We start from the raw sequence: 20,855 nt of genomic DNA on the forward strand, positions 1-20,855 counted from the left end.
GAATGTGCCGCTGCCTTTACCTCTTCACTCCAGTGAAGAGATCGTATCACTCTAGTGAAGACATCGCATCACTCCAGTGAGGAGATCGTATCACTCCAGTGAAGAGGTTCGTCTGACGGCACATTTTTATGGGCAGTCCACAAACAAGTCATCCGGATAGCCTATGTCTACCAGAAACAAGGCGTTTCCCGGAGCGGATGTCCCCGCACTGCACCTGTCTTTCTTTTCTATGATCTGGCGGAAGCCTTCCACCGAGAGCTTGCCTCTCCCCACTTCCACCAGCGTGCCCACAATGGCGCGCACCATGTTGCGCAAAAAGCGGTCGGCCTGTATCGTGAAAACCCATTCATCCTCGCCTGTCTGCTCCCAGACGGCCTGCATGATACGGCAGTTATTGGTTTTCACGTCCGTATGGAGCTTGCTGAAACTTGTGAAATCGGTATACTCCAGCAGCGTGCGCGCAGCCTCGTTCATCCGCCCGAAATCCAGCCGCTGGAATATCCGCCACACATACATCCGGTTGAACGGATCTTTCCGTGTGGTGACATAATACTTATAAGTGCGGTAGGTGGCATCGAAGCGGGCATGCGCATCCTGGCGGACACGGCGCACCTTATATACGGAGATGTCGGGCGGAAGGATTCTGTTCAGCTTGTCAGCCATCAGATCCGGATCAGCCATCCGTTCCAAATCGAAATGCGCCACCATCAGACGTGCATGCACACCGGCATCCGTACGTCCGGCTCCCGTAACTCCTATCGCATCGTCACGCAAGAAGGTGACCAAAGCCTTGACAAGCGTTTCCTGCACGCTCACACCGTTAGGCTGCATCTGCCAGCCATGGTAGTTCGTGCCGTCGTATGCCAAATAAATGAAATACCTGAACATAGCCTGCGGGGGTTAGCGTGCGGTAATATGGAAACATCCCTGGCGAAGTTCATACTTCACATAGCACCGGTCGGCCTTGCGCAGATCACGCAGCACCTCCGAAAGCACCAGCTTCAGCGTATCCGCACTGACATCCTGCATCGGGCGTCCGCCGGGATCCTCCACCTTCTCAAAACGCTTCCAGCTGATGTCGAACGTCGTTCCATAGAAATGGCACGACTTCAGCGAAGCATTCATGTTTGTACGCCGCAGGCGCTTCACGTCATCCTTCGTGCGTGTCACCGAGGTCACGATCACACGGTTCGGATTCAGTCCCTTGTTCTCCAGCGAGTCAAGAAAGTTCGCCCCGATCGTATCCAGCAACGCACTGGCCTGCGGAATCAGGAACGGAATGGAATGGGTAAGCGAGTCCATGCCATACAGCTCGCAAGGCGCGATTTCAACCAACCGGCCTTCCATCTCGGCCGCACTCTCACGGCTTTCCATCGGACGGATGCCGATTTTCTTCGCCGTAGCCAACTGTACATCGTTCAGGTCGCCGAACGAACGCTTGTAGCTGATTACGCCACGGATATTGTGCGGGTTGTTCATTTTCATTGACATGTCTTTTTTCTCTTCTCCGCATCCGGCCACAATCATGGCGGAAAACAACGCGAGCGCAACGCACGAATGCAATAGTTTCTTCATATTCTCTGTCTTCTTTTTAGCAGACGCAAAGATACGCAAAATTCGCAAACCTCTATCCCGTTATTACTTTTGATTATACCCCATAAAAAAATGTGAATAGGACAATTCATGGAAAAGGCCTACCTTTGCAGGCGGAAAAAACAACTTAAAACCGATTATCGATATGTTTGAAAAAGGAAACAGAGCCAACACGCTGCACGGCATTCTGCTGATCGCCCTCTTTTCGTTTGCGGCATTCTACATCGCCGAAATACCGTTCGTAAAAAGCCTCTCATTCAGTCCGCTGATTGTAGGAATCATTCTGGGCATGCTGTATGCCAACAGCTTGCGCAACAAGCTGCCCGAAACCTGGGTTCCCGGCATCAAGTTCTGCACGAAGCAAATCCTGCGCGCAGGCATCGTGCTCTACGGATTCCGCCTCACGCTGACCCAAGTGGCCGCCGTGGGACTTCCTGCGGTTATCATCGACACAATCATCGTGGCAGGGACTATCTTTTTAGGAATATGGCTGGGAAAATTGCTGAAAATGGACAAGGACACTTCACTGATGACTTCTACCGGAAGTGCCATCTGCGGTGCGGCCGCCGTGCTTGGAGCCGAGCCTGTAGTGAAATGCGAAGGACACAAGACGGCCATTGCCGTATCTACGGTCGTGATTTTCGGAACCATCTCCATGTTCCTCTACCCGATCATGTACCGCACGGGAATCCTCGACGGACTGACTGACACAGGGGTTGCAATCTATACCGGAAGCACCCTGCACGAAGTCGCTCATGTGGCCGGAGCCGGGAACGCAATGGATCCTACCGATACGCTTGGCATAGCCGGAACGGCCACCATCACAAAGATGATCCGTGTGATGATGCTGGCTCCCGTACTCGTAATCATGAGCTTTGCACTGGCCGGACGCAAAAAGGCTTCACCCGAGGGAAAGGCCGAAAAAAGCAAGATCACCATACCCTGGTTCGCTTTCGGATTCATCGGGATAATCTGCCTGAACTCGCTGCTGCAATATGCGCTGGGAGTGGAGAGCGTGAAAGAGATTCCGCTGAACGGTGCCATCGAATACATCGACACCTTCATGCTGACCATGGCAATGACCGCACTCGGAACAGACACCAGCATCGAGAAGTTCAAGCAAGCCGGAGCACGCCCCTTCGTCCTGGCCGGACTGCTTTATGTATGGCTGGTGGGAGGAGGCTATCTGCTTACCAAATACCTCGTGCCCATGATCGGATAAAAAACATGAAAACGCGAAGGTACGGAGCCGGGCCTCAATGCAATCTTCAGCACCCGCTCTCTCTGCCTTCGCGCTGCTTCTGCCAAGATCAATCTTCCTTTATTTCCTCTATCGGCGTAACGTCCTGAATCTTCGCCTCCTTTTTATGGAAACGGATAAGGCGCACAACGTCTGTCAGCGAATAAACGATAAACGATATGCCCAGCATGATGAAAGGAACCATGGCCGCCTCAAACGGGTTGAACAGGACAACCAGACCGGATGCCACAATCAGCACTGGTATGAAATACATCACCAAAGGAACTGCAAAATACCGTCTGGCAACCAAAAGCCCTGACAACTGGTTCAGCCCTCCCAGCAGAAGCAGCACACCCAGCACATACATCAGGATAGTCACAAAAAAGGCCGGCGTAAGAATAAGCCATAACCCGAGAAAGGCACTGCCCAGCGCAACTACAGGAAATATCACTCGCACATTCTCCTGCCTCATCTTCCGCCGTACATAAAAATAGGAAAAGATCCCGAACAGCCCGGGAATAAGAAACAGCGCGCCAATCGTTATCACCAGATAAGTAACGGCCACATCGGGCCACGCCACAAGCAGCACACCGATTACCAGCGCACACAAAGAACTGATGATGCCATAATTTAATGAATTCATACAAAACGGGGTTTAAAATATAGTCACGAATATAAGAAAGAAGTACGATATAACAAACAGATACAGCATAAAATCCCAAATCCGGCAACCGATCATACCTACTCTTTAGTATTTAATATCTTTTTTTACCTATATATAGGTATTGCCCGCTTTTCTGCATCCCCATAACTTTGCTTCCGTTAAAAACAACAAAAAGCAAAGAAGAAAAATGAAAGGAAAAGTATTTTTATTCTCCCTCATTCTTGCAGCATGTTATGCACATGCGTTCGCAGCAGGCGAATCAGCAAACAACCATTCAGACGCAGCGGATGAAAAGCAGGAACAGCCTGCCAAAAAGAAATCACGCTTCACAATCGGAGGCTACGGCGAAGCGGCATACAGCCGCAACTTCTTCAGTGACAACTACCTGAGATACACAGATGCCGAAAAGTACAGAAACAGCAACAGCAAGCACGGACGGTTTGACCTGCCGCATGTTGTGCTCTTCTTCGGATATGATTTCGGCAAAGGATGGACTATGGGCACTGAAATCGAATTCGAGCATGGAGGCACCGAAAGTGCCGTCGAGATTGAAGACGAAGAAGGAGGCGAATACGAAAGCGAAATCGAACGAGGCGGAGAGGTTGCCCTCGAGCAGTTCTGGATCCAGAAATCCTTCTGCCGGCAGTTCAACATCAAAATCGGACACATGATCGTTCCTGTAGGCGGAACAAACATGCACCACACTCCTACAGAGTTTTTCGGGGTTTACCGGCCCGCCGGAGAAAACACGATTCTGCCTTGCACATGGCACGAAACAGGCGTCAGCATCTGGGGGCAGGCAGGCGACTGGAGATATGAAGCCATGCTGATGCCTGGACTCGACTCCGACCGCTTCGGCCGTGAAAACTGGATCAAAGACGGAGCGGCCAGCCCTTACGAATTCAAGATAGGCAATTCCATAGCGGGGGCTTTCCGCATCGACAATTTCTCCGTCCCCGGACTGCGCCTTTCATTAAGCGGATATGTGGGCAATTCTTTCAATAACCACCTGACCGAACCGAAAGCTGGATATAAAGACATCAAAGGAACAGTGGGAATCGGAGCTTTCGACTTCCACTACAATGCGCACAACTGGGTTGTCAGAGGAAACTTCGACTACGGGCACCTCTCTGATGCCGATGCCATCACAGCCGTCAACAAGAAATACCGCGACGACGCTCCGTCGCCCAAACAAAACGTAGCTTCTGACGCTATCGCCGGAGGCATTGAAGCCGGATACGACATATTCTCCCAAATCAGCAAGATGCGCCAAAAAGAACAAAAGTTTTATGTGTTTGCACGCTACGACTACTACGATTCCATGCACAAGATGGCAGGAAACGTATTGAAATATGACTGGTGCAGCCGCCACCGCATCGCTGCCGGCATAAACTACTATCCGATGAAGGAGATTGTCATCAAGGGGGAATACGCTATAGGGCTCCTGAAAAAGCAATACAACAACGAACCTGCTCTCTCGTTCGGCATCGCTTACGCAGGACTTTTCAATCTATAAAATGAATGATCAGATACAGATAACAAAAAAACAGAACGAAAATGAAAATGAAAAATGTATTGATGGCATCTGCGTACATGGTACTGGGTGCATCTTTCATGACAGGCTTTTCTGCCTGCAGTGACAACGAAAACACTCCGGAACCTGAAGAATTGAGCCAACAGGAACAGGCGCTGAAGGCAGTCATTGAAGACTATGTGAACAAGTCGGTCGTCCCTACATACAAAGGACTGGCTGACGCTGCAATCGAGCTGGCCGACGCATGCCGCGCCATGTGCAACGCAGGCCCTTCAAACCTGACGGAGGACATGGTAAAGCAAGCCGGAGAGAAATGGATTACTGCCCGCCGTTACTGGGAGCTAAGTGAAGCATGGCTGTACGGAGCTGCCGCCGACTACAATATTGATCCGCATATCGATACCTGGCCGCTGGACAAGACAGCGATGGAGAACATGCTGAACAATGAAAGCCAGATGGCACAGATGAAAGACGAAGAAAGCGCCGCCACCTATGTGAGCAACAGCCTGGGACAAGGCTTGCTGGGATTTCACGCCATCGAATACATGCTGTTTGAGCCGGCAAACGCAACAACCGACCAGACCAGTCCGCGCCCGGCAGGCAAATTCACTGCAAACGAGCTTTATTATATGGCCGCTGTAGCCGATGACTTGCGCAACCAGTGTGTACGCCTGGAGATTTCATGGGCAGACGAAGGCACATACAGCGAATCTTCTGAAAAATGGACTTATCTGGCAGACGCAGAACTGGAACCGACTTTCTATTACGGCGAATCGATGAAAAACGCCGGACAGGGCGGAAGCAAATACAAATCATATGCAGAAGCTGTGCAGGAGCTGCTGGTAGGCGCCCAAGACATTGCTGACGAAGTGGGAGGACAAAAAATTGGCAACCCGATCGGCAACGGTGTGGAAAACGATGCCAACTACATCGAATCTCCGTATGCACTGAACTCAATCACCGACTTCATCGACAACCTGAAGAGTGTCCGCACCGCCTACATGGGGTATCAAACGGAAAATGGAGTGACAGAAAACTACATCCAGCCGGTCGAACACTCGTTAAGCGACTACATCAAAACCGTCGACCCGGAACTGGACACGAAAGTCATCAATACCATCGAGGGAGCCATCGAAGCCATCGGAAACATGAAAGAGCCGTTTGCATCCACAGCCCGCGATCCGCAATACGAACAAGTGAATCTGGCCGCACAAAAAGCCTGCCAGGATGTAAACGATATTTTGGATGAAGTGATGAACGCTATCCAGAACAATTGATACCGAAGCGTCCATGCATTGGTCGTTCTGCGTGCAGCACAACAAGATGCGTGCAGCCCTCCATTCGACTGTTATCGGACCGGCACACGATTTTCCCGGCTGCACGCAGCACGGCGCACCGTTTGCAAAGTCATCTCAAAGCAAAAGCTTTGAGATGACATACCCATCTTTTATAACTGACTCAATGTTGTTTTATGAAAAAAATTTATTTGCTCAGTACACTATTACTCACAGGATTAACAGCCTGCAGTGATGAAAATCCGGCTACTGATCCGGAAAACAATCAGGAAAACCAGGAACTGCCGGAATGGTATTACACCGGCGGCGAACTGGGAACCGCGTTCATTTCAACATCCGCCGCATACGAACAGCCGACACCGGCGGTAGAAAATGCAGACATGACCCTGTCATTCAAGCGAGGCGAACAGCTTTTTGAAAAAGTGTTTGTCAGCAACCCCGACGGTGTACGCGGCGGTTTAGGCCCGACTTACGTACGAAGCTCATGCATGCATTGCCATCCGGGATACGGACATGGCAAAAGCCAGCCCGACGGTCCGTTCCAAACAAACGACATGGGCAATGGCTATCTGCTGGTTGTATACAATCCTTCAACCAATGCATATGTCAACTGGCTTGCAGGAATGCCTCAAGGACACGCGACTGTTCCGTTCAAGGCTCCCCTCGATGAATCAAAAGTCATATTGACATGGCATGAATATACTGACGCATACGGAAACAAGTTTCCCGACGGAGAAACTTACAGTCTGAGATATCCGGAAGTGACACTGCCTAAAGACGCTGTTTACGCTTACAATGAAGGCGTTCTGTCGGATGCAGACATGGGAAGCTATGAAGTGCGTCTGGAATCGACCATCGGCATTTACGGAACAGGGCTGCTCGATGCCATCAGCGACGAGGATCTGAAAGCGGAATATGCAAAGCAAGAAAAAGACGGTTATCTGAAGAACGGCATCAATCCCGCTTTCTTTCAGAACGGCGAATGGACAAACCAATATACAAGCAAGGAAGCCACATCCGACGGAAAGAAGTATCCGTACCGTTTCACGTATGCACTAAGCCGCGGACCATTGCAGGATGCGGCCGGAGCAAATGCTTTCTGGAACATTACAAACGTTACACGAAGCGACCGGAAATATCACTATAAGGATGCTGGCGGATACTATGCAAAGGCTGCCGCACAAGATCCGGACGTACAGGCTGGATTTGCCGATTACATTGCGCAGGTTGATCCGGAAAAGAAACACAGCGACTGGCACACAGCCGACATGGAACAAAACATCCTCAATTACCTGAACGCTACCAGCCTTGAAGCTGAGATATCAGACCAAAGCTACATCGATCTGATGGTATGGCACAGAGGGCTGGCGGTACCGGCCGCACGCAATATAGACGATGAAGAAGTGCTGAGAGGAAAAGAACTCTTCGAACAAATCGGCTGCGCTTATTGCCACAAGCCAAGCTGGACAACCGGAAACGACGAGATACGCGATCCGGCAGGCTTCTTTACCGGATCAACAGCCAACGAACTGCCGCGTTATCCGAATCAGAAAATATGGCCTTACTCAGACATGATCCAGCACAAGCTGCATATGCAGAATGACATCCGCACAGGCTGGTGCCGCACGACTCCGCTTTGGGGGCGCGGACTACACCAGAGATGTACGGGAGCCGAGTATGCAGACCGTCTTCACGACTGCCGCGCACGTACCACGACCGAAGCGATCATGTGGCACGGAACCAGCAAGGAAAGCGATGCCTATGAAACGACAGAAAAATTCCGCCAGCTTTCCAAAGAAGACCGTGACGCAATCGTAAAGTTCATCGATTCCATCTAACCCCTATAACAAGGATGCGCCGTTATATGCCCAGATGCAAACGGGCTCGCAAATGATTCCGCTCAGCACAGGCACTCTGCCGCATCCTGCCGTTTCCCAAACGTCCCGTAGCTTTTATCCGCAACCGAGCGACGGGACGTTTTTCGGGAATAAACGCCAACAACAGACTTACAATGAGAATTATCAAACACCTCTGTTTCGGAACGGCCGGAGCACTAATCATCTTAATGATAGCCGCCACAGTTCTGGAAAAAATGGGAGGCACTTCTCCCGGATCGTCTTCCATTTACAGTTCACCATTATTCATCGCCGCATGGGGCACGGCAGCAGTTGCATCCGCCATTTATATCTTCAAGCGGAAATTGCAGAAAAGTCCGTTCTCTCTCCTGCTCCATCTTGCATTCCTCGTCATTCTGGCAGGAGCCTTTGCCACTTACCTGAACGGCAGGCAGGGAAGCATCCATCTGCGTGTCGGCGACCGGCCTTCGGCTTCGTTTGCCGCGTCGCATAAGGAAGAAAGCTTCCCTTTCCAGATCCAACTGACTGATTTCTACATCGACTATTACGAAGGAAGTGCCGCTCCAATGGATTTTACAAGCCGTATCCGCATTACAGACAACGGAAACGCCATCGAAGCAGACATTTCCATGAACAACATCTTTTCTTACCGTCACTACCGCTTTTACCAGTCCTCTTACGACAAGGACATGAAAGGAAGCACCCTTGCCGTATCTTATGATCCATGGGGAATCGCCATTACATATGCCGGATATCTTCTGCTTCTGGTTTCCATCTGCGGATTCTTCTTCCAAAGACACAGTGCCTTCCGCCGACTGCTGCGCCATCCGGTTTTGCGAAAAGCATCAACGGCCGTATGCTTGCTGCTTTGCCCGTCACTCACAGCATTTGCTGCGGAACAACCGAAGCACCTGTCTAAGGAATCGGCATCAAGCATAAATGGCATTTATCTTTATCACCAAGACAGGATCTGCCCGCTGCAAACATTAGCGAAAGATTTCACTCTCAAGATATACGGAAAATCCAACTATAAAGGACTGAACGGAGAACAGGTGCTTACCGGGTGGTTCTTTTTCTACGACGACTGGAAAACGGAGCCGATCATCCGCATCAAAAGCAAAGCCGTGCAGCGAATGCTGGGCATCAAAGGGCAATACGCCTGTCTGAACGATTTCTTCGGAGCGGAAGGATACAAACTAAAAGACAGCGGGCTGGAACAAGATACAAAATACAAGCGGGAAATAAACGAAGCCAACGAAAAATTCAATCTGATCAGCATGGTGGCGACAGGAAGCATGCTGAGGATATTTCCCTGCCGGGAAAACGGAAAGATACGCTGGTTCTCCCCTGTGGACCGGCTTCCTGACGACTTGCCGGCAGACCAATGGCTCTTTATCCGGAAAAGCCTGGGACTTCTGAGCGAGCAGGTGATGAGAAACGACGAAGCGTCGATTAGGGAAATCGCCGGCAAAATCAGAAAATACCAGCAGAAAACAGCAAGCGGAACGCTTCCATCCGACAGGCAGATTGAAGCAGAAAAGCTCTACAACAGCCTGAACTACACCAAGATTCCTGCCTTCTGCTGCCTGGTAATCGGCCTTTTCGCATTCATCCATAACTGCCGGAAGCTGGTAAGAAACCAGACCCTGAAAAGCAAAACCGAAAAACGGATATCCATGATCCAGTCTGCACTGCTCGGCCTTTTGTTTGTCTTTCTTGCGATACTGATCGGACTGCGCAGCTATATCAGCGGACACATTCCTGTTTCAAACGGATTTGAAACGATGCAGGCTATGGCGGCATGCGCTTCATTGATTTCCCTGCTCTTCAGGAAGAGATTTGAGATGTCCATTGCCTTCGGCTTCATCATCTGCGGATTCTCCCTGCTTGTTTCCATGCTTGGAGAGTCAAATCCCCCCATCACTCCGCTGATGCCGGTACTTGCATCACCGCTGCTCAGCATCCATGTGCTGACCATCATGATTTCGTATGCGCTACTGGCTTTTCTCATGCTAAACGGTACGGCAGCCCTGATCATCCGATATGCAGGAAAAACACAGAATGAAGCGGTCGAACGACTCTACATCATAAACCGGATCTTGCTGTATCCCGCGATTTTTCTGCTCGCTTCAGGAATCTTCATCGGCGCAGTCTGGGCAAATGTTTCATGGGGACGCTACTGGGGATGGGATCCCAAAGAAACTTGGGCACTAATCACACTGATGATTTACTCTGCCGCATTCCATACAGACTCGCTTCCCTACTTCAAAAGGCCGATGTTCTTTCACTGGTTCTGCATCATCGCGTTCCTTTCAGTGCTGATAACATATTTCGGCGTCAATTTCTTCATGGCCGGACTTCACAGCTACGCATAAAAGAACGGGGTGGCAAGAAGCCTGCGCCCTTGCCACCCCGCTGCTGACATGACTATTCCATTATATCAAGAATCCCAGCAGAATACCGGCTGCAACAGCCGATCCGATCACTCCGGCCACATTCGGCCCCATGGCATGCATCAACAAATAATTTGTAGGATCATACTCAGCTCCTACAATCTGCGAAATACGTGCCGAATCCGGTACGGCAGACACACCGGCATTTCCAATCAGCGGATTGATCTTGTCGTCTTTCTTCAACACCAGATTGAAAATCTTGACAAAAAGAACACCCGAAGCTGTAGCCACAATGAATGAGAACGCTCCCAAAGCAAAAATCTTAAGCGAGTTCCATGTAAGGAATTCCGAAGCCTGAGTAGAAGCCCCCACCGTTAATCCGAGCAACATGGTAATCGTATCAATCAGCGGACCACGAGCCGTTTCTGCCAGGCGGCGTGTCACACCACTTTCTTTCAGAAGGTTGCCGAAGAAGAGCATTCCCAGCAACGGAAGTCCGGAAGGCACCAGAAAGCAAGTCAGAAGCAGACCGATAATCGGAAACATCACCTTTTCCGTATGAGATACGGCACGCGGAGTCTTCATGCGGATCAGCCGTTCTTTCTTCGTCGTGAGCAAACGCATCACCGGCGGCTGGATCACCGGAACCAACGCCATGTAGGAATAAGCTGAAACGGCAATGGCTCCCATCAGATTCGGTGCCAGCTTGGAAGAAAGGAAAATGGCCGTCGGACCGTCGGCACCGCCGATAATGCCGATAGAAGCAGCCTGCATGGGATCAAACCCAAGCCACAAGGCAGCAATATACGCGCCGAAGATACCGAACTGAGCGGCAGCGCCGATCAGCATCAGCTTCGGATTGGAAATCAAGGCTGAAAAGTCGGTCATGGCACCGATACCGAGAAATATCAGCGGCGGATACCATCCCGAAGTAACCCCTTGGTACAAGATGTTCAACACTGATCCCTCTTCATAAATGCCCACCTGGAGGCCGGCATCCATGTTGAAAGGAATATTGCCAACCAGAATACCGAACCCGATCGGAATCAGCAACATCGGTTCAAATTCTTTTGCTACGGCAAGATATATAAAGAATATGCCGACCAGAATCATCACCACATGTCCTGCCGTAGCATTATAGAACCCCGTATAGGTCCAAAAGTCGGCAAGATTGTTCTGAAGAAAATTAAGAAAATCGCCCATAACTACTCGATGATTACAAGATCAGTACCTTCAAGAATTGACTCTCCTTTGCTCACCTTGACGGCTGTCACTTTTCCGTCACGGTCTGCCTTGATGTCATTTTCCATTTTCATGGCTTCAAGCACAACCAAAGTCTGTCCGCGCTTCACTACATCTCCTTCCTTCACTTTAATTTCGAGTATCACACCGGGCAGCGGTGACTTGACTCCGGATTTTCCGCCGATAGGAGCCGGACGGCTGATGGCGGGAGGAGGAGCTGCCGGCGACGTAGAAGCGGTGCGCAGCACAGGTTTTATCCGAGGGCTTTTCTTCTTTTCAAGCTCCACCACATAGGCTGTGCCGTTCACTTCCACGCGCACGTGGTTTTCCTCAACATCTCCCACAGCCACTTTATAAAGATTTCCGTTGATTTTATATCTATATTCTTTCATGTCTTTCTATTATTAAAGGTTATTTTCTATGAGGGGTTTCACGCAAGGTATAAATCTTCGAGCTCCACGGAGAATAGCTTCTCTTCACACGACTGATGGTCAGGATCGTTTCTTCCACGTCATGATCGGCTCCCTGAGCCTCGTGCAATGCCATTGTGATAGCTGCTATCACTTCGCCCGGAGCCTCTCCGAAGCCCCGTTCTTTCGCTTCCGTCTTGTCGGTTACGTTGTGAACTTTCATCGCATTCTGCTTGCGGAGCTTGACAGCCAGTTTGCCGACAAAGCGGAAACAGATGTAAAGCAGGATCAATCCCACGAACACCACGCACATTGCAGTAACAGTCATGCCGACCCCTACCGGATCGTGCTGCTCGAATTTCTCCATCTTCGGATTGCTTTCAATGGTCTGGTTGTTGGTGCTCGGAGTGACATACTTTTCTTCACTGTCATCCTTCACTTCCCATGTGGCAGAACCGTCCGTAACACGCGCATACGACTGGTTAGGCTTCAGCAGTCCTCCGGGAACGACCACCTCGTCCATCAGGTTCCGTCCGGAATCATACAATCCGATCCAATTGTCGGATGTCTTGCTCAACACAAAATTTGTATGGAACGTTCCCCTGCGCGGCGCTCCATCAGCCCAGAACAACAGGTGCTGGCGGGGCGGCATTTTGGTCAGCACATCCCCCTTCGGTATGAAATAAGTGACGGTATCCCCCGGCTCGGAGCTCACCTTTATCAGGCAGCCTGCCAGATTTTCCGTCTTGAATGCCTTGTTGAATATTTCAATCCAACCGCTGTGAACGCCATAATCATCCTGAAAATTGCTCACATTGTCGGTAAGCACCTCATTGATGACCAGCTTGCTTTCGGTCTTGCTTCCCGTACACGACACCAGGCCCACGAACAGAAGCAGCGAAAGAAATATTCCGATTTTCGGTTTCTTCATAATCATCTTCATTTAAAGTTTGTCATTACAATGGAATATTCCCATGCTTCTTGGCAGGATTAGTCTGCTTCTTGGTCTGCAGCTGCTGCAAGGCACGAATAATGCGGAAACGTGTATTGCGCGGTTCGATTACATCGTCGATATATCCATACTTTGCCGCATTATAGGGATTGGCGAACAGTCTGGTATATTCCGCCTCTTTTTCTGCCATGAACGCTTTCGGATCGGCAGCCTCTTTAGCTTCCTTCGCATAGAGCACTTCCACGGCTCCCGCTCCGCCCATCACGGCGATTTCGGCAGTAGGCCATGCGTAATTGATGTCGCCCCTCAACTGCTTGCAGCTCATCACAATGTGCGAGCCTCCGTAAGACTTGCGCAAAGTAATGGTCACCTTAGGAACTGTGGCTTCACCGTATGCATAAAGCAGCTTGGCCCCGTGCAGGATAACGGCATTGTATTCCTGTCCCGTTCCCGGCAGGAATCCCGGCACGTCAACCAACGAAACGATAGGGATATTGAACGCATCGCAGAAGCGCACAAAGCGTGCTCCCTTGCGCGATGCATTGCAGTCGAGCACGCCCGCCAGCGTCTTGGGCTGGTTTGCCACCACACCGACCGACTGTCCGTTGAAACGCGCGAATCCGACAATGATGTTCTTTGCAAAATCCTGCTGGACTTCGAGGAACTCGCCGTTATCCACGATTGCGCCGATCACCTCGTACATGTCATACGCCTTGTTCGGACTGTCGGGAATGATTTCGTTCAACGAATCCTCCAGGCGGTCGATCGGGTCGGTACAGTCTACATATGGCGGTTCTTCCAGATTGTTCTGAGGCAGATAACTCAGCAGTTTCCGGATCAGCGCCAGACCATCCTCTTCCGTCGAAGCCGTAAAATGAGTCACGCCCGAACGGGTTGAATGCACGCTCGCACCTCCCAGGTTCTCCTGCGTCACGTCTTCTCCGGTTACGGATTTTACGACCTTCGGACCCGTAAGGAACATATAAGACGTGCCTTCAATCATCAGCGTAAAGTCAGTCAGTGCCGGCGAATAAACGGCTCCTCCCGCACATGGGCCGAAGATTCCTGAAATCTGCGGAATCACGCCCGAAGCAAGAATATTGCGCTGGAATATTTCCGCATAGCCTCCCAAGGCACAGATGCCCTCCTGAATGCGCGCGCCTCCCGAGTCGTTCAAACCGATCATCGGAGCGCCCATCCGCATGGCCATGTCCATCACCTTGCAGATTTTCTTCGACATGGTTTCGGAAAGAGAGCCAGCCGAAACGGTGAAGTCCTGCGCAAACACATACACCAGGCGTCCGTCGATTGTTCCGTATCCCGTAACCACACCGTCGCCCAGGTAATGCTTCTTTTCCATACCGAAGTTCGTGCAGCGGTGTTCTACAAACATATCCATTTCTTCAAAGCTGCCTTCATCAAGCAACATGGAGATGCGTTCGCGGGCTGTATATTTTCCTTTTGCGTGCTGCTTTTCGATGGCTTTCTCGCCTCCTCCCAAACGGGCTTTGGCACGCAGATCGATCAATTCTTTTACTTTTTCAAGTTGGTTACTCATGGTATTTTGTTTTTATTGTTAATTTAAACCGGAAGGCCAACGAGCCTCCCCTTCGGAGCAGGCTTGGAGATACCTCCCGCATCATTTCATTTTTCGCAAAGTTCGGTCAGCACGCCCATCGTCGATTTGGGATGCAGAAAGGCGATGTTCAGGTTTTCCGCACCTTTCCGCGGAGCCTTGTCAATCAGACGGATTCCGGCCTCCTCAGCCTGGGCCAGCGCATTGGCGACACCGTCTTCCACGGCAAAGGCCACGTGATGCACGCCCATACCTCTCTTCTCAATAAATTTGGCGATGGTACTGTCGGGAGAAGTGGGTTCCAGCAGTTCGATTTTCGTTTCTCCGCATTTCAAAAATGCGGTCTTCACCTTCTGGTCCTCCACAGTTTCTATATTGTAACATTTCAGCCCAAGGACGTTTTCATAATAAGGAAGGGCATTTTCGATACTTTCCACAGCGATGCCCAAATGTTCGATATGAGAAATTTTCATAACAAAGTTTGTTTTAATGGTATTAAGATTTCAGTTTTATGCAATAACATTGCACAAAGAAAAGAAAAATGTGCTGAAAAAAGAAACTTTTCACCGTTTTTTTGACCCCTCATCTTTTTTTGGCAAAACAGCAAGAAAAGGCACCCTCCGCAATGCGATTCCGCAGGCAGCCCGAAACATTCTTTATCTCCAGATTAAAAACATATATCTTCAACTTAAAGATATACATCTCCAGCCTGAACATGTATATCTCCAGGCTGGAGATGCAGCATATCGCAGGAAAAAAGCGCTTTGCATACCTGTCGGAAAGGGCTTATTCTTTCAGACATAAAGTTTGGTCAGAAGCCTGTTCAGCCATCCCCACCCCACGCGAAACCAGCGGCGGCTGCTCATCTGCCTGCCCCCGAAACGGAGAATGAAATCGCGGTAACCGTATTTCTTGAAAGGAAGTCCGGCCTCAATAAACTCAAAATGGGAATAGCCGCGGTTGTGTGCATAAACCATCGCATTCCAGACGGCCAGCACGCCGGGATACAGCAGCGGATAGCTCTTGCGCAAACCGCCCGAAAAGAGCAAATACGCGTCGTCAGCCGAAAACAAGCAGACCGAACCGCCGATAATCTTGCCCTTATACCTGACTATAAAGATCTTCGAACGCTCGGACGACTGCCTCAGCAAAGAAAGGAAAAAGTCTATGCCCGGAAGATAACGATGAATCTTGGACGAATAATAACGCTTCAGCAGAGCAAAAAATTCTTCCACTTCGGCTTCCGTCCTTGCGATATCCATCTCGGCCCCTCCCTTCAGCCCGCGGTTTATCTGACGCTTTCTGGAAATGCTCATCCACTTGTCTATGCAGTTTCCGTGTATCGAATTGCGCACACGCATCCAGCGGACCGGAAAGTAGCCGCACTCACGGAAATGCCGGTATCCGAACAATGACTCCTCCAGATTGCGGAACTCAAGCAGAAACGAACGGTCCTTGAAGCAGCGGGTCAGGTATTCAAGCAGCTCCCTGAAGATCTCATCCTTCCGGTATGACGAAGGGAAATATTCGCCGGTGCCGTACACGTATGTTTTTGTAAAGAAAAAACGGAAGCGCAGGCTGCGCCGCGTGATGCAGAGCAGCTTTCCCACCGCACGGCCGTCCTCGTAAGCCACGAGCAGCACCGGACGGAAACCTTTAGTCTGCTGCAACGCCTGAAGCATTTCAACGGAATAAAAGACATTCGAACCGGGCAGGGGCGGGACATCTTCGGCATGATAATATGTAGCCAAACGGAGTGCCATACAATGCAAATTTAGATTTTTTTTTGAGGATTTGAAACGGATGAAGTATATTTGTCGGGACAAAACACTTTTTTTATGGAGAATTTCAGTGAACTGGTCAAGCGCAGACGGAGCATGCGTAAATTTACAGAAGAAGAGCTGACACAGGACGAAGTGGTCACGCTGCTCAAGGCAGCGCTGATGTCGCCTACATCCAAACGTTCGGAAAGCTGGCAGTTCATCGCCGTCGACGACAAGGAAACGCTCGGAAAGCTGGCGCAATGCAAGGCCGCTGGCGCAGCGTTCGTGAAAGACGCTGCACTGGCTATCGTCGTCATGGGCGATCCGCTCCTGAGCGACGTATGGATTGAAGACGCGTCGGTAGCTTCGACAATGATCCTGATGCAGGCAGAAGACCTGAATTTGGGAAGCTGCTGGATACAGGTGCGCGAACGGTATACAGCCGACGGAACGCCGGCAAACGAATATATTCATGAACTGCTGGACATTCCCCTGCAGCTTCAGGTGCTGTCAGTCATCGCGGTCGGCCATAAGGGAATGGAAAGAAAGCCTTTCGACGAAAGCCACCTGCGGTGGGAAAAGGTACATATCAACAAATACAGGGAAGACAATGGCAACGGCAACGAACAATAAAGACACCTACAAAGCTACGGCTGTCTTCCTTGTGGTGATGGGGATACTGTATCTGCTGGACAAGCTGATTCATTTCAGCAGCGCCGGACTCCCCTGGGTGATGCAGAAAGACACCATGCTGCTTTATGCGTCAGTCATATTCCTGTGGTTCAAACGTGACAAGTCCGTTGGAATCATTCTTGCCGGAATCTGGCTGATACAGAACATCGGGCTGGTCATCTCACTGCTCGGGCAAATGTCGGCCTACCTGCTTCCTGCTGCACTGCTGATCATCGGAATCCTGCTTTATTTCTTATCTACACGCTGACCTATGAAAAGACCGGATTTCAACATCGTTTTCGTGGGAGCAGGAAATGTCGCTTCCTGTCTGGCTCCCGCGCTCATGCAGAAGGGATGCCGCATCGTGCAAGTATACAGCCGCACGCAAGAGTCTGCGCAGACACTCGCCCGAAAAGCGGACTGCCCTTATACGACCGATCTGACACAAATATCGGGCGAAGCGGATCTGTATATCGTTTCGGTCAAAGACGACGCGCTTGATGATGTCACCGCACGGCTCGCATGCAGCGGAAATCCCGACGCGCTGTATGCGCACACTGCCGGAAGCATGCCGATGGACGTATGGAAAGGCAAGATTCGCAGATACGGGGTGCTCTATCCGATGCAGACTTTCAGCAAGCAGCGGGCTGTCGATTTCTCTGCCGTTCCTTTTTTCATTGAGGCGAACTCAGAAGAAGATGCCTGCCTGCTGAAAGAAGTAGCCGGAAGAGTCAGTCCGAAAATTTATGAAGCTTCATCCGAGCAGCGCAGGTATCTCCACATCGCAGCCGTATTCGCATGCAACTTTACCAACCACATGTATACCCTCTGCGACCGGCTGCTTGCTGCCCATGGACTCCCCTTCGAGTCTATGCTCCCGCTGATTGACGAAACGGCACGGAAAATACACGAACTGCCGCCGCTGGAAGCGCAGACCGGTCCGGCCAGGAGGAACGACCGGAATGTAATCGGCCGGCACCTGGACATTCTAAAGAAAGAGGCACCGGAACTGGCTGACCTGTACGGTATGATAAGCCGGAGCATCCATACGTATGAACTCAACAACAAAATGACATCAAGATGATAAATTACGATCTCACAAAAATCAAGGCTTTATTCTTCGACGTAGACGGTGTGCTGAGCGGTGAAACCGTGGGGCTTCACCCAAACGGCGACCCGATGCGCACGGTGAACATCAAGGACGGCTATGCACTCCAGCTGGCCGTAAAATGCGGACTGCACGTGGCCATCATCACCGGAGGAAAGACCGAAGCCGTCAGAAAGCGTTACGAAGGACTGGGCATCAAGGATGTGTATCTGGGAGCCGCGGTCAAAACCAAAGAATACAACGAACTGCTCCAGAAATACAGCCTCAAGCCAGAAGAAGTGCTCTATATGGGCGATGACATTCCCGACTACGAGGTACTGCAACTGGTGGGCCTTCCCTGCTGCCCTGCCGATGCAGCCCCCGAAATCAAGGCCATCTGCAAATACATCTCTCACCGCAACGGAGGTTACGGATGCGGACGTGACGTAATCGAGCAGGTGCTCCGCGCCCAGGGGAAATGGATGTCGCACCAGGAGGCCTTCGGATGGTAAACTGCTTGCAGGGGCAGGCCGAAGCCGATGCTTCTCTGCCTCCTCTAGCTTATCTAACTGCTTTAACTATGCTTTAACGGATATGGAACTGAAAAACTTGAAGAAATATCACATCATACTTGCCTCAAACTCTCCGCGCAGACGCGAACTGCTCTCGGGGCTTGGAATAGACTATGAAGTAAAAATACTTCCGGGTATCGACGAAAGCTACCCCGAGAACCTAACGGGAGAAGAAATTCCGATGTACATCGCCCGCGAAAAGGCCGACGCTTATCGCCCGTCTATCAAACCGGACGAACTGATCATCACAGCCGACACAATCGTCTGCCTTGAAGGACAAGTGCTCGGAAAGCCCAAAGACGAGGCAGATGCCTGCCGGATGCTCCGCCTGCTATCGGGACGCACACACCAGGTAATCACCGGCGTATGTATCACTACAGCCGAAATGCAACGCACGTTCGCGGCTACAACGGATGTCACGTTCGACACGCTCAGCGAAGAAGAAATCACCCATTATGTAAACAATTACCGCCCGATGGACAAAGCCGGAGCATACGGAGTGCAGGAGTGGATCGGCTTTATCGGCGTGACTCGACTGGAAGGCTCGTACTTCAACGTTATGGGACTTCCCATACAACGGCTCTACAAGGAACTGAAAAGAATCTGAGCAGGAGGAAGCTATGGAAATGGTCTTTTTGCTCATCGGACTTGCCGCCGGAGTCATTACCGGATATTTTGCCGCAGCGCGCAAGACCGCGGCTCTTAACATGCAGATCCAAATGCAGCAGACACACGCGCAAGATTTGCTGAAGGCGGAAGAACAGAAGGCCGGAGCCTTGATGGAACAGGAAAAGCGCGAAAAGGAACTGCTTCGAATGCAATTGAACGAAGCTGTGAAAGAACTGAACGGAAGCCGGCAAAGGGAAGCCGCGTTGCAAACGGAAAACCGCAACCTGAATGAAAAGCTGGAACAGCAGAAAGAGGAAATAGCCAACCTGCACAATCAGTTCAAGCTGGAGTTCGAAAACATCGCCAACCGCATTTTCCAGCAGAAAACAGAGAGTTTCAACAAGCTCAACGCCGAAAGCCTTGCTGCCCTGCTGAAGCCTTTCGGCGATAACCTACAGGAGTTCAAGCACCAGGTAGCGGAAGTTTATGACAAGGAATCCAAACAGCGTTTCTCGCTCGAAGACCGCATCAAGGAACTGATGCAGCTCAACAGGCAGATCAGCGACGAGGCAAACAATCTGACCCGTGCGCTGAAAGGTGACTCAAAAATGCAGGGAAACTGGGGGGAAATGATTCTTGAAACAATTCTCGAACGTTCCGGGCTGAGAGAAGGAGAAGAATATTTCCGTCAGGAATTTCTGAAAGGCGAAAACGGGGAACCGCTCAAAAATGAGTCCGGACAAAAAATGCAGCCGGACGTTCTGGTCAAATATCCCGACAACCGTCAGGTCATTATCGACTCAAAGGTTTCGCTGACAGCATACGCCAACTATGTAGGATGTGAGGACAAGGACAAGCGCGGCCAATACCTGAAAGCGCATCTGAATTCGGTCAAGACGCACATCGACGAATTGAGCCGGAAGGACTATTCAAGATACGATGCCCAGGCACCCGACTTTGTGATGATGTTCATTCCCAACGAGCCTGCCTATCTGCTGGCTTTGCAGACAGACCATGACCTGTGGAACTATGCGTACCAGCGGAAAGTGGTGCTGATGAGTCCGACCAACCTGATAGCAGCCCTACGCATGGCACTGGACTTGTGGAAACGGGAATACCAGCTCAAGAACATTCAGGAAATCGTAAACCGCGGAAGCATGCTCTACGACAAGCTCGTCAGCTTTACCGAAACGTTCGAAAAAATCGGGGACACGTTAAATACTGCTTCCAAAGCTTACGAAACCGCCAAAAACCAACTTGCTGACGGAAAAGGAAACGTCATCAGTCAAGCCGACAAACTGAGGAAACTGGGTATCATTCCCAAAAAGAAACTTCCATCCAGCATGTCAGAAGGAAAAGAGAATGCCGGCAATTTTACCAAGGATGCCCTTAACAAT

At 50.6% G+C, this 20,855-nt stretch carries 21 protein-coding genes; 12 read left to right on the forward strand and 9 right to left on the reverse strand.

The annotated features are described in order from the left end of the window. Window positions 1-126: 126 nt before the first annotated feature. Together truA and QUW60_RS13860 are read right to left on the reverse strand one after the other, a co-directional pair. A complete protein-coding gene (gene truA / locus QUW60_RS13855) occupies window positions 127-888 on the reverse strand; it encodes a tRNA pseudouridine(38-40) synthase TruA (RefSeq protein ID WP_289561192.1) in 762 nt (253 codons plus the stop codon). A 12-nt stretch (window positions 889-900) separates the two neighbouring features. Then, the gene (locus QUW60_RS13860; RefSeq protein ID WP_289561193.1) at window positions 901-1,575 is read right to left on the reverse strand and encodes a DUF5715 family protein; all 675 of its coding nucleotides are present in this window, start codon (window positions 1,573-1,575) and stop codon (window positions 901-903) included. Window positions 1,576-1,738: 163 nt separating this feature from the next. On the opposite strand from QUW60_RS13860, the gene QUW60_RS13865 reads away from it, so the two are divergent. After that, window positions 1,739-2,815 carry a YeiH family protein gene (locus tag QUW60_RS13865; protein WP_258338842.1) on the forward strand — a complete coding sequence of 359 codons (1,077 nt, stop codon included), beginning with the start codon at window positions 1,739-1,741 and terminating at the stop codon, window positions 2,813-2,815. Between the two features lie 88 nt (window positions 2,816-2,903). Here QUW60_RS13865 and QUW60_RS13870 read toward each other — a convergent pair whose 3' ends face one another. Next, a complete protein-coding gene (locus QUW60_RS13870) occupies window positions 2,904-3,476 on the reverse strand; it encodes an HdeD family acid-resistance protein (protein WP_289561194.1) in 573 nt (190 codons plus the stop codon). A 208-nt stretch (window positions 3,477-3,684) separates the two neighbouring features. Here QUW60_RS13870 and QUW60_RS13875 point away from each other — a divergent pair, with 208 nt between their 5' ends. The 4 genes from QUW60_RS13875 to QUW60_RS13890 all read left to right on the forward strand — a co-directional run bounded on the left by QUW60_RS13875 (window position 3,685) and on the right by QUW60_RS13890 (window position 10,557). Continuing rightward, window positions 3,685-5,013 (forward strand): hypothetical protein, encoded by a 1,329-nt coding sequence (locus tag QUW60_RS13875; protein ID WP_258338840.1) that lies wholly within the window; start codon window positions 3,685-3,687, stop codon window positions 5,011-5,013. Between the two features lie 41 nt (window positions 5,014-5,054). Beyond that, the gene (locus QUW60_RS13880) at window positions 5,055-6,308 is read left to right on the forward strand and encodes an imelysin family protein (protein WP_289561195.1); all 1,254 of its coding nucleotides are present in this window, start codon (window positions 5,055-5,057) and stop codon (window positions 6,306-6,308) included. Window positions 6,309-6,502: 194 nt separating this feature from the next. Next, the gene (locus tag QUW60_RS13885; RefSeq protein ID WP_289561196.1) at window positions 6,503-8,164 is read left to right on the forward strand and encodes a di-heme oxidoredictase family protein; all 1,662 of its coding nucleotides are present in this window, start codon (window positions 6,503-6,505) and stop codon (window positions 8,162-8,164) included. 173 nt (window positions 8,165-8,337) lie between these two features. Next, complete coding sequence (locus QUW60_RS13890; protein WP_289561197.1) at window positions 8,338-10,557, forward strand: cytochrome c biogenesis protein CcsA; 2,220 nt, start codon at window positions 8,338-8,340, stop codon at window positions 10,555-10,557. Window positions 10,558-10,617: 60 nt separating this feature from the next. On the opposite strand, the gene QUW60_RS13895 is transcribed toward QUW60_RS13890, so the two are convergent. The 5 genes from QUW60_RS13895 to mce all read right to left on the reverse strand — a co-directional run bounded on the left by QUW60_RS13895 (window position 10,618) and on the right by mce (window position 15,228). After that, window positions 10,618-11,778 carry a sodium ion-translocating decarboxylase subunit beta gene (locus QUW60_RS13895; protein ID WP_258338836.1) on the reverse strand — a complete coding sequence of 387 codons (1,161 nt, stop codon included), beginning with the start codon at window positions 11,776-11,778 and terminating at the stop codon, window positions 10,618-10,620. Window positions 11,779-11,780: 2 nt separating this feature from the next. After that, complete coding sequence (locus tag QUW60_RS13900) at window positions 11,781-12,209, reverse strand: acetyl-CoA carboxylase biotin carboxyl carrier protein (protein WP_289561199.1); 429 nt, start codon at window positions 12,207-12,209, stop codon at window positions 11,781-11,783. A gap of 19 nt (window positions 12,210-12,228) precedes the next feature. After that, a complete protein-coding gene (locus QUW60_RS13905; RefSeq protein WP_258338834.1) occupies window positions 12,229-13,158 on the reverse strand; it encodes an OadG family transporter subunit in 930 nt (309 codons plus the stop codon). A gap of 25 nt (window positions 13,159-13,183) precedes the next feature. Further along, entirely contained in the window at window positions 13,184-14,737 is a 1,554-nt protein-coding gene (locus QUW60_RS13910; protein ID WP_289561201.1) for an acyl-CoA carboxylase subunit beta, read from the reverse strand. An 86-nt stretch (window positions 14,738-14,823) separates the two neighbouring features. Then, a complete protein-coding gene (mce, locus tag QUW60_RS13915) occupies window positions 14,824-15,228 on the reverse strand; it encodes a methylmalonyl-CoA epimerase (RefSeq protein WP_258338832.1) in 405 nt (134 codons plus the stop codon). A gap of 16 nt (window positions 15,229-15,244) precedes the next feature. On the opposite strand from mce, the gene QUW60_RS13920 reads away from it, so the two are divergent. Next, window positions 15,245-15,559 carry a hypothetical protein gene (locus QUW60_RS13920; RefSeq protein WP_289561202.1) on the forward strand — a complete coding sequence of 105 codons (315 nt, stop codon included), beginning with the start codon at window positions 15,245-15,247 and terminating at the stop codon, window positions 15,557-15,559. Here QUW60_RS13920 and QUW60_RS13925 read toward each other — a convergent pair. Beyond that, window positions 15,550-16,518, reverse strand: a complete 969-nt coding sequence (locus tag QUW60_RS13925; RefSeq protein WP_289561204.1) for a GNAT family N-acetyltransferase — start codon at window positions 16,516-16,518, stop codon at window positions 15,550-15,552. The two genes, QUW60_RS13920 and QUW60_RS13925, sit on opposite strands and share 10 nt — an antisense overlap. 75 nt (window positions 16,519-16,593) lie before the next feature. Between QUW60_RS13925 and QUW60_RS13930 the strand changes: the two genes are divergently transcribed. The 6 genes from QUW60_RS13930 to QUW60_RS13955 all read left to right on the forward strand — a co-directional run. Next, window positions 16,594-17,151 carry a nitroreductase family protein gene (locus QUW60_RS13930; protein ID WP_258338829.1) on the forward strand — a complete coding sequence of 186 codons (558 nt, stop codon included), beginning with the start codon at window positions 16,594-16,596 and terminating at the stop codon, window positions 17,149-17,151. Further along, a complete protein-coding gene (locus QUW60_RS13935; RefSeq protein ID WP_258338828.1) occupies window positions 17,129-17,458 on the forward strand; it encodes a hypothetical protein in 330 nt (109 codons plus the stop codon). Before QUW60_RS13930 ends, QUW60_RS13935 begins: the two co-directional genes overlap by 23 nt. Window positions 17,459-17,461: 3 nt before the next feature. Then, entirely contained in the window at window positions 17,462-18,274 is an 813-nt protein-coding gene (locus QUW60_RS13940; RefSeq protein ID WP_289561206.1) for a Rossmann-like and DUF2520 domain-containing protein, read from the forward strand. Beyond that, window positions 18,271-18,789: a KdsC family phosphatase gene (locus tag QUW60_RS13945; protein ID WP_258338826.1), complete on the forward strand. Its 519-nt coding sequence runs from the start codon at window positions 18,271-18,273 to the stop codon at window positions 18,787-18,789. Before QUW60_RS13940 ends, QUW60_RS13945 begins: the two co-directional genes overlap by 4 nt. Window positions 18,790-18,871: 82 nt before the next feature. Continuing rightward, a complete protein-coding gene (locus tag QUW60_RS13950; RefSeq protein ID WP_258338825.1) occupies window positions 18,872-19,456 on the forward strand; it encodes a Maf-like protein in 585 nt (194 codons plus the stop codon). 13 nt (window positions 19,457-19,469) lie between these two features. Then, window positions 19,470-20,855: DNA recombination protein RmuC (locus QUW60_RS13955; RefSeq protein WP_289561210.1), on the forward strand; the 1,386-nt coding region annotated here is incomplete at its 3' end.

The organism is Bacteroides gallinaceum (assembly GCF_030373775.1).
GTDB lineage: Bacteria > Bacteroidota > Bacteroidia > Bacteroidales > Bacteroidaceae > Phocaeicola > Phocaeicola excrementipullorum.